6 protein-coding genes and 1 pseudogene are annotated in these 6,000 nt (G+C 44.8%); 6 read left to right on the top strand and 1 reads right to left on the bottom strand.

The window, feature by feature from the left end:
• The 6 genes and pseudogenes from QVP35_RS03260 to QVP35_RS03235 all read left to right on the top strand — a co-directional run.
• Nucleotides 1-282: pseudogene (locus QVP35_RS03260) on the top strand (hypothetical protein); the annotation flags it as partial.
• A gap of 208 nt (nucleotides 283-490) precedes the next feature.
• Nucleotides 491-2,755: an ATP-binding cassette domain-containing protein gene (locus tag QVP35_RS03255; RefSeq protein WP_009289440.1), complete on the top strand. Its 2,265-nt coding sequence runs from the start codon at nucleotides 491-493 to the stop codon at nucleotides 2,753-2,755.
• Nucleotides 2,756-3,013: a DUF3781 domain-containing protein gene (locus QVP35_RS03250; RefSeq protein ID WP_009289441.1), complete on the top strand. Its 258-nt coding sequence runs from the start codon at nucleotides 2,756-2,758 to the stop codon at nucleotides 3,011-3,013.
• Between the two features lie 98 nt (nucleotides 3,014-3,111).
• Nucleotides 3,112-3,978 carry an AraC family transcriptional regulator gene (locus QVP35_RS03245; protein WP_009289442.1) on the top strand — a complete coding sequence of 289 codons (867 nt, stop codon included), beginning with the start codon at nucleotides 3,112-3,114 and terminating at the stop codon, nucleotides 3,976-3,978.
• Nucleotides 3,979-4,004: 26 nt separating this feature from the next.
• On the top strand, nucleotides 4,005-4,511 hold the full coding sequence (locus QVP35_RS03240; protein ID WP_022260789.1) for a GyrI-like domain-containing protein: 507 nt from the start codon (nucleotides 4,005-4,007) through the stop codon (nucleotides 4,509-4,511).
• Between the two features lie 18 nt (nucleotides 4,512-4,529).
• Nucleotides 4,530-5,012 (top strand): hypothetical protein, encoded by a 483-nt coding sequence (locus tag QVP35_RS03235; RefSeq protein WP_009289444.1) that lies wholly within the window; start codon nucleotides 4,530-4,532, stop codon nucleotides 5,010-5,012.
• An 84-nt stretch (nucleotides 5,013-5,096) separates the two neighbouring features.
• On the opposite strand, the gene QVP35_RS03230 is transcribed toward QVP35_RS03235, so the two are convergent.
• Nucleotides 5,097-5,984 (bottom strand): LysR family transcriptional regulator, encoded by an 888-nt coding sequence (locus QVP35_RS03230; RefSeq protein ID WP_009289445.1) that lies wholly within the window; start codon nucleotides 5,982-5,984, stop codon nucleotides 5,097-5,099.
• Between the last annotated feature and the right edge of the window lie 16 nt (nucleotides 5,985-6,000).

The following is a 6,000-nucleotide window of genomic DNA, read 5'->3' as shown; positions in this document are numbered from 1 at the left end:
GACGGAAACGAAGTGAAGTGGGATTTCAAGACTCCGGTTCACGGAGATATAGAGTTAAAGGCGAAGTGGAAAGAAGCGGACAGGACGGAGACTACGGCGGCACCGACGACTGCGAAAAAGCCAAAACAGAAAAAGACGGTGTCGGAATGGGAGTATAAGAAAAGAGTGAGAAGAAAGCGTGTCAGCAGAACAGGAGATGAGAGACAGATTTTGTGCCTCACCCTGGTGTTCGGGGCAGCATTGACCGGACTTGCAGCGGGGATAAGGAAAAAGAGAAGATAAAAGAAGAGCCGGAAGCTTTGAATGTGATATCAATGCTTCCGGCTTTTTGCTTTATGAAAGCTGGCAAAAGAAGGCAGGAAAAGAGAGGAATAAATTTGACGCTTATAGTATGATTATTTTACAATTTATAATATCATGGAAACAGCCGGCACCTTCCTTATATTGAAGGTATACATCATACAAAAATGAAGAGAGGTATGAATAACAGATGTCAGATATCATTGTACAGGGACTTACCCAAAATAATTTAAAACATGTTTCATTCAGAATTCCAAAAGAAAAGATCACAGTCTTTACCGGAGTGTCCGGTTCCGGAAAATCCAGTATCGTCTTTGACGCCCTTGCAGCGGAGTCACAGCGGCAGATGAATGCTACCTACCCGGCGTTTGTGCGGTCGAGACTGCCTAAGCATCCAAAACCGGCAGCGGAGAGGATCGACAATCTGACAGCATCTGTTGTCATAGATCAGTCCCCGCTGGGTGGAAATGCACGTTCAACGGTAGGGACCATCAGCGGACTGTATTCCAGCCTGCGTCTTTTGTTCTCAAGAATAGGAAAACCATATGCGGGCACAGCCTCCTATTTTTCATTTAATGATCCAAACGGGATGTGCAAAACTTGTTCGGGCCTTGGAAAAATTACAAAGGTGGATATCAAAGCTCTGATAGATCCTGAGAAGTCGTGGAATGAGGGTTGTATCAAAGATTCTCTTTACCGACGTGGTTCCTGGTATTGGAGACAGTATGCCGGGTCCGGTCTGTTTGACCTTGATAAACCGATCAAAGATTATTCCAGAGAAGAATACAATCTTCTTATGTATGGCTCCAGAGACGGAAGAGGTGAACCGGAAAATCCGAAAATTACCGGGATCTATCATAAATATACGAAAACACTCCTGAATCGGGATATCAGCAGTAAAAGCAGACACACACAGGAAAAGTCTCAAAATCTGATCGCGGAGATGGAATGCAGTGACTGCCATGGAAAACGGCTGAATGATGCGGCATTAAGCTGTAAAATCAATGGATATTCTATCGCTGATATGTGTGAGATGGAGCTGCCCCAGCTGAAAGAAGCCCTGTCACAGATAACAGATCAGACAGTGGGAGTGCTGGTGCAGACGCTCATAGAAGGACTGGACAGAATGATTGAGATCGGACTTGAGTATCTTCATCTGAACAGGGAAACACCGTCACTATCCGGCGGGGAGGCACAGAGACTTAAACTGGTCCGTTATATGGGCAGCAGTCTGACCGGGCTGACTTATATTTTTGATGAGCCAAGTGCCGGGATGCATCCCCGTGACGTCTGCCGCATGAACAAACTGTTAAAGCAGCTTCGGGACAAGGGGAATACAGTTCTTGTGGTAGAGCATGACAAGGATGTGATCTCGATTGCTGACTATGTGATCGACGTGGGTCCTCAGGCGGGATCAAACGGCGGAGAAATTGTTTTTGCGGGAAGTTATGAAGATCTTTTAAATTCAGAGACCTTAACGGGAAAAGCTATGCGCCAGTCTCTTCCGGTCAAGCAGAAACCGCGGCTTTCTGCGGGCAGTTTTCCGGTTCGGGGAGCCTGTCTCCATAATTTAAAACACATAGATGTGGACATTCCTAAGGGTATTATGACCGTTGTGACCGGAGTGGCGGGTTCCGGAAAGAGTACTCTGATCTCCAAGGTATTTGCCGCTCAGTACGAGAGCAGCGTTGTAATGGTTGATCAGGGCCCGATCACGGCGACCAACCGGTCTACTCCGGCCTCTTATTTGGGATTTTTCGACGTCGTCCGAAAACTGCTGGCAAAAGAAAACGGGAAACCGGAAGGACTGTTCAGTTTTAATTCCACAGGAGCCTGTCCGGTGTGCGGCGGGAAGGGTGTCATCGTGACCGAACTGGCTTTCATGGACCCGATCATCACCGAGTGTGAAGCCTGCGGCGGAATGAGATATAACGAGGAGGCGCTTGCCTGTACCTACAAGGGAAGGAATATTGTGGAGCTGCTGGGGCTGACAGCCTCCCAGGCTATGGAGGTGTTTGAAGACGCAAAAATACTGAAGAAGCTTCATGTGATGGAACAGGTGGGATTATCCTATCTGACATTGGGACAGCCGCTCAGTACGCTGTCCGGAGGAGAGCGCCAGAGAATCAAATTGGCAAAAAATCTGGGAAAAAAGGGCGGTATTATCATCATGGATGAGCCAACCACAGGGCTGCACATGTCTGATATACAGAAGCTGTTAAAGTTATTTGACATGCTTGTATCCAGAGGAAATACCCTGGTAGTGATCGAACATCATCTGGATGTGATGAAACAGGCGGACTGGATCATAGATATCGGGCCCGACGGAGGAAAACATGGCGGTGAAGTTGTATATGAAGGGACACCGGCGGATATGATAAAGAGTGCAAATACACTTACGGCTGACAGCCTTCGCGCATCATGCACACAAGCAAACGGAGGAAAACAGGTTTAGATGAAAATGAACGAAAGCAAAGAATTAAAAGCAAACATAGACAGAATCCATACGACTGATTTAGGCGCAGAACGGATCAAAAGAAATCTTTCTCTGGACACAGATCATCCGGTTAAATGGTGCAAATCTAAAATAATATCTCCTAATGCTGTAATTACAAGAAACGGAAAAAATTGGTATGTAAAAGCGGACGGCTGTATTATAACGATCAATGCGCACAGTTACACGATTATCACGGCACATATGGAAAAATCTTAAACGTTTGACATGCAGTCTATCCGAACAGTACCTGAAAAGAGAGGAATCTTTTCTTCATATGAATTATAATGACGTAGTGAAGAGAGAGGTGAGAAATCATGGAATGGAATGAAAAACTGCAGATGATTATCGACTATGTAGAACATCACCTTCAGCGGGTACAGGAACCGATTGATCCCGGTGAGATATCCAAAATCGCGGAGTGCTCCTTTGGATTTTTTCAAAAGGTATTTTCTTATATGAACGGCATCAGCTTTGCGGAGTATGTCCGCTTCAGGAAGCTTACTCTGGCAGGATATGATTTGAAAAGCACCGATCAAAGAGTCGTCGATGTAAGCTATCTGTACGGATATGATTCTCCGACTTCCTTTACAAGAGCGTTTCAGCAGTTTCATGGTGTTTCACCGAAAGAAGCACGGATCAGCAAGACCAAACTTAAAGTTGTGCCTAAAATGCAGGTTTTAGTGAAACAGGAGTATACATGGAGGGTGGAACAAAAACCGGCTTTCCGGCTCATAGGTAAAAGTATCCGGTTTTTCTGTGACGACGAAGAAAAGCCGTCCAAAATATTGGAGTTTTGGAGTGAATGTCAGAGAAACGGTGTTTTTTCTTGCCTGGTTTCCATGGATAAAGGAGAACCGCCGGGACTGTTTGGTCTTTTTCACAATGTGGAGGATAGCCGAAACGAAATGCAATATTCCATCATGGCAGCGGCAGACGGGGAAGTGCCGGAAGGATACGGGGAATTAATAATTCCGGAGACTTCATGGGCGGTGTTTGATTTAAGCGGCCCTGTGCCCCAGGCCATACACAGCGGGTGGAAGTATTTGGAGGAAGAATGGCTGGTGAAATATCCGTTCCGGCATGCAAAGTGCCCGGAACTGGAGTGGTACAGCAGCGGGAACTTTTATGATAAGAATTATCTGAGCCAGATATGGATACCGATCCTGGACGGAGAACAGTAAACAGACAAAAATGGGAGGACACATATATGGATTTACCTTTCCGTATAGAGAAAAGGGACAGCTTTCGTGTTGTCGGAAGTTTGATTGAGACGACAAATAAAAAAGGCGGGGGAAGAAAAGATATCCCCATGCATTGGTCTGAGTTTAAAGAAGATAACCTGGAAGCGTCATTGTTAGATTTGTCAGATCAGGAGCCGGGCGGACTGCTTGGCGTCAATATTTACAACACTGATAAAACAGATTCCAGAAAATTTCATTATATGATCGCTGTCTCAAGCAGCAAAGATACAGAACATGGTTTTGCCGAATATACCGTACCGGCGATGACGTGGGCAGTGTTTCCATGTACGGTGGAAACCATAGGAAAAACAGAAGCACAGGCAATTACAAAATGGCTTCCAAAATCAAAATATAAACCGTTAAATAAAGGATATATTACCGGCAAAATGAAATCCGGGGCGCCGGACATCGAATTTTATGGTCAGGACGGACAAGTTGAAGTCTGGATTGCGGTGAAGGAAAAGACGAACTAGGGTAGGGAGGATCCCAATATGAGTCAAAAAGCTGAGTTTAAAGATTTTATTGTTACTGTTCCGGAAGAAAATCAGGATTTTGTCAGGAAACTTCATGAGAAATTAATGGAGCGGGGATGCAGAATTGACATAAAGACTGCCAGGAGCGGGTATGTGGTTTCTTACAGTTTTGATAAGAAAACCGCCGCAAATTATGTGTTTCGCAAAAAGGGTATGCTTGTTCGGATTTACGGAGCACATGTGAATCAGTACACAGAGGTTCTGGATACGTTTCCTGAAGAAATGGTACAGGCCGTTCTTTCTGCACCACCCTGTAAACGGATGAAAGATCCGGATTCCTGTAACCCAAGATGTTCTATGGGATATGATTTTTGGCTGAAGGGCGAGCACTGCCAGAAATGCCGCAGCAGCGCTTTTATGTTTTTGATTTACCCGCAGAACCACACTTATATAGAAAAGCTGCTTCTGAGTGAGGTTCAGGCACGCAGGAACACACCGTAAAAATAAATTGCAAAACCCGTCCAAAAGAATATTTATATTGTTTTAGAGAGTTTATGGAAGCTTTTATGGCTTCTGTAAACTCTTTTATTTTATCTGTTCTAACGTTCTAACCAGCCGCAGCACATGATCAGCAGGGTTCAGTGAATATAACAGCCCATAGGATATACTGTATTCCCACTCTACGGGAATGGTCACTAACCCAGGATGAACATCCTGCCAGCATTCCAGGGATAACAGTATATTTCCGGTCTCGGCGCACCGGTTAAACACGGACATATCATAAAAATGCGGGGTGTCTTCTATCTGTATCTGAGGATGATGTTTCTTAAGATCATCTCTGATATGATCATTGGTATCGGAGTCACCGTGTTTTACCATCATGAGTCTTTCACCGTATAAATCCATGATTTTCAGCTTCTCTTTCTTCGCAAGACGGTGTTCCCTTGAGACTGCACACATCTTTTTATATCTTCCGAGAGGAAGCATATGACATTTATTCAGCCATATCTTAGAATCACAAACACCGATCAGGACATCAAATTTTTCTCCTAATTGTGATATTTCTGAGAGAATGCCTTTGTGGTCATCGTCAAAAGGAACAAGATGCAGTTTATAACCAGGAAAATCTTCATTTACGCGGTACCACAAATCCATAAAGGGTTTTGCAGGGTTTAAAAGGGAGGTTCCCACATAGAATGTGCGGTCCGTACAGTACATGGCCTGTCTGGCATTGGCAATTGATTTTTTAGAAAAATCGAATAAAAACTTTGCGTCTTTATAGATGACCTCTCCGGCAGGCGTCAGACGAATCCCTGAGGGTGTCCGTTTTGTAAGCTTCAGGTCCAGATGGTTTTCCAGGGAATTGATCTGTTTCATAACGGCGGTAGGTGAGATGTACAGGATTTCTGCGGCTTTTGTAAAACTGCCGCAGTCAGCCACAGTTACAAAAGCTGTTAAGAGACTGTTATACATAGGGTGCCTCCATTCA

This window comes from Anaerostipes sp. CAG:276 (genome assembly GCF_000432215.1).
In the GTDB taxonomy this organism is placed as follows: Bacteria; Bacillota; Clostridia; order Lachnospirales; family Lachnospiraceae; genus Anaerostipes; species Anaerostipes caccae.
The sequence above is the reverse complement of the archived record's forward strand: the minus strand, read 5'-3'. Positions and strand labels throughout refer to the sequence as shown.